Origin of the sequence: Microcoleus sp. BM001215392 (assembly GCF_036700185.1) — a bacterium.
GTDB lineage: Bacteria > Cyanobacteriota > Cyanobacteriia > Cyanobacteriales > Microcoleaceae > Microcoleus.
In genome coordinates this window covers 1-3,810 of record NZ_JAUBOJ010000539.1, presented here as the reverse complement: position 1 = coordinate 3,810, position 3,810 = coordinate 1, and the positions used below count along the sequence as shown (strand labels likewise).

General features: G+C 40.3%; 1 protein-coding gene and 3 pseudogenes. All 4 read right to left on the bottom strand.

Annotated features, from left to right (window positions below):
• The coding region (locus tag QT974_RS32240) for a helix-turn-helix domain-containing protein (RefSeq protein WP_442933234.1) at positions 1-397 on the bottom strand (397 nt) is incomplete at its 3' end.
• Positions 398-1,201: 804 nt separating this feature from the next.
• Positions 1,202-1,525 (bottom strand): annotated as a pseudogene (locus QT974_RS32235) (DUF1257 domain-containing protein); the annotation flags it as partial.
• 36 nt (positions 1,526-1,561) lie between these two features.
• A pseudogene (locus tag QT974_RS32230) lies at positions 1,562-2,329 on the bottom strand (CHAT domain-containing protein); the annotation flags it as partial.
• Between the two features lie 905 nt (positions 2,330-3,234).
• A pseudogene (locus QT974_RS32225) lies at positions 3,235-3,810 on the bottom strand (CoxE); the annotation flags it as partial.

Here is a 3,810-nt window from a genome sequence, read left to right as displayed (position 1 = left end):
TTTTCTTCCAGCTAATCTTGGCTTCATCAAGTAATGTATAATAACTTTGATTTGATTTGAAGCGAACATCATATTTGTCCTCTATATATTCCCGAAACTCCTGTAAGCTCAAATACTCAAGAGTATCTAAGTAATTAATAGTATCTAGGCGTTGTGCTGGACTTAGATATGCTTTTGATCCTTGATGCCTCAGTTTTAATTCTTCAACTCCATTTTCGATAAATTTCATTTTGAATTGACTGATAAATGTTGCTGATACATTTAATATTTTTTGAATTTCCGAACAAGGTATGCCCTTAATCCACATCATTACTGCTAAAGCTCGCTTCAGTTCTCTGGGGTCGGGGTTACTCTCGATAAAATCACTTAACTCTTGTAAATATTGCTGCTCAGACATATTGTTTTTTTTTCGCTAATCTCCAGTATACAAGTATTATTATAATCCATAACCATTGTATTTAATAAAATTTTGTGAATCATTTAGACTTGCTATATGCTACAGCATTCTGGATTCACAATGGCGATCAGGCTCCCCAAAGCAATATAGAAAATAGGCGACTCTAGGCGTTCCATTTGGGTAGCTAAGGAGCGATATTTATTGAAATTAAGTGAGTAGCTTGCTCGGTCAAATGAAAAATTAACTATAAAACTAATCTAACTTCTTCACTTTTTTAAGTGTACCATCTTCCTTAAGTTGGATAATTTTAACTTGAACAATTTGATTCTCTAATAAGTCTTTTGAATTCTTTGGTTCTTTCTCTGTTAGCTTAATTGTTCCGAGAATCTCATAAGTAACTTTGTTTCCTTTAATTCTAGTAACCTTCGCTTCTAAAACTTGTCCAACCCGAAAAGAATGGGTAGGAGAACTTACAGAAAGTTCTTTTTGTTCCTGTTCTGGTATTCCTAATTTTTTAACGAGAGCGAGATATTGTTCGCGAATTTCTAAATTATTGGGATGTTCTTGCAGCCAAGCAGCCGTTTGGGAAATTGCGTCATTCTGCTGTTCTACAGTTCCACATTTTTCTACTAATTTAAGGTACTGCTGACGCGCCTCAAAATCATCAGTATGTGTTTGCAACCAAGCAGCCGTATAAATGATAACCTCTTGCTCTTCTTGTAGAGTTCCTCTTTGTAAAACATTTTCTAAGTAGGATTTTAATATCTTATAATTATTTGGTTCTTTTTGCTGAAAAAAATAAAAACTATATCTAGTATTTATAGCGTAAACTAGTTCTGTTTGATTGTAGTTTTTTGCAATTCCCCACAAGTCAGCGATGAGATCAAAACTCCCATCCGAGTTTTGACACCAGCCTAGATCGCAATCTTTTTCCAGAACAGCCACAATATCAGCCCGAGTTCTCATATTTTTCCTCCCCCGCACGTAATCATTAATTTTAACCTTAATACCTAGATCGCTGATGGCAGCTTTCAGAAGTTCCTTATCTGTGATTTTTGTACGGAGAGTAGAGAAATGAGGTGATAGATCGCTCCAAGTCGGAGGTGTGACTGCTGGATCTTGAACAATTACTGGCAACCAACTAGCACAAGGATTCTCACCTTCTAATTTTTGCAACCCCTCCCTTGCCTGTTTTACTGAAAGGTACAAAGACGTACCTTTTGAAAAAGCACCAATAAAATACTCTAAAAAGCGTTGGGCTAATACATCACTCACCACATCTCGCATGGTAATAATTTGTGGAATCCCTAAGTCACCAAACTCTGCTTTCCCTAAGCCTACTCCTTCGCAGGTATTGAATATACCTAGTTGTAATCCACGTTCAATAGATGGCTTAAAACCATCTTTTAGTTCGCTGATGGTTAAGCTTTCATGTGGATTTATACACAGGATTCCAGTATCAACATCTACTGTTCTCAAACCATGTCCGGCGAAGAAAAAAATATCCCAACCCTTTTCATCCCTAATGTTTTCATAGAGATTTTGTTTGCTAGGCTCTACCAAAAATAATGTTTCTGCCTCCAATTCTTTAATAATTTTCCTCTCCACTCTATAATCAATTAAGTGGCTATCAGCTAGAACAGCTAAGATGCGAACTTTGCGACGAAAAAAGTGTTTTGTTTGCACTCGTTCAGTTACTCTAGCACTGATAGCTACTTCAATTTGAGGAAAATGGTCTAATATATCCCACAGATGCCAAGGCAATCGGCGCAGTAAGTTGTCTTCAGCTTTAATTATTACTCGCACTTCATCAGAGTGTGATAAAATATTAAGTATTTCATCTCGAATAAGCTGAAACGAGTTTGATATAAGCCAATTATTTAGATCTTTTTGTAGTAATTGGGCTGCAATCCGCAGATCATCAGGACCCATGTTAGTTATTATTCCTTTAGCTTTTTCAAGCCGTATAAAATTTTGACTTCTCCTATAAAGGTATTGCCAGTTTTGATAGCGATGGGGAATTTCTGACGTTGAGGGTAGCCTACCTCTATGCTTAATGAAGGGAATATCACCTTCTAAGCTAATTTCAAGCAAGACATTAAATCCTATATCAAAATTACCAACGAATGTGAGGATAGCTAACTTGACAACTTTTTGTTTGGGTTCAGCAAATCGACTGTAATGAATCTCTGTACTACCTTTGCCACCCTGTTTTTTAAGCCGATCGTCATCTACGTGCTTTCCTTTCCCGATTTCACTTGCTAAAACTAATAAAGGCTCGAACCCAGCTAGCGGTTCTGTGAAAGTCTCTATCAAAGACGCTAGTCGCACTCCCTCAGATTTGTCCTGCAGATATGCTTGTTCAAGTGCTAATTTTAGTTCATAAGCAGCCTCTTCTGGTTTTACATAAGCTAAAGCCGTCCACCGCTGAGCCTGAGCGAAATCCCGCACCTCTAAGTCATTACTCTGAAGTTGCTGCTGCACGTAAACTAACAGAAAATCAGACAACTCATTAATCCGCTGCTGACCAAAATTCTCATCCTCTTTCAATCGATTCAACAGCGAATTTCGCACCGCCGTATCCATTTCATAAAGTTCTCGCCCTACCTCGTCGCACAAACTCGAAAGCAGCATATCTGCCACAGCTACCCAAGGAATTCCTAACACAAACCCGTGAATATCTCGCTGGAAATTCGCCCACAACTTGTATAACAAATCCGGTGTCAAAGCCAAGGGAAATGCCGCATGACACGCAAAATTTAAGTGCGTTTTTCCAAAACGCCTCTCGAAAGCTTCAATCCGTCTGCGGGCTACTTCAGGTTTCATTTCATCCCCCTTTATTCAGTCCCAAAAAAAACCGAATTCTGACTCTTTCCCCGCAACAAGCCGATCGCATCTTGCAATCCCCGCCGCGCCATCTCAAACATCGGCACTAAACGCGCCACCTTACCCGCAGTCGTCCCCTCCCAGCGCGACTCCGGCATCGGATTTAGCCAAGCTACATACCGCACCTTTGTCTTAATTTGCTGGAGAAACGCCGCCGTCAACTCCACCCTTTCCTCACTGTAACCCCCGCGAGCCGCCCCAGCATCGCTAAAAATTAACATAGCAGACTTCTCAGGCCGCAGGTTAGCCAGCAAGCGATCGATTTTCTCTGCTTCCAACTGATAGGGGTCATGGTATAGATACTCCACCGGACAATTCTGAAAATAATAAATGCCAGCATTGCCCAAACGCCCGCCTCGGACCGCCGTTTCTGCCAACCGGTGGGACAAATCGTGAAACGGCACCATCGAACCGTCGCGATCGATTAATAACAGTAATTGCGATCGATTTACCCGACGCGGTACCAACACCGGACTTAACAAAATGCCCTGTCGCCCAATCTGGTTAACTGTGGCTTCCACATCCAA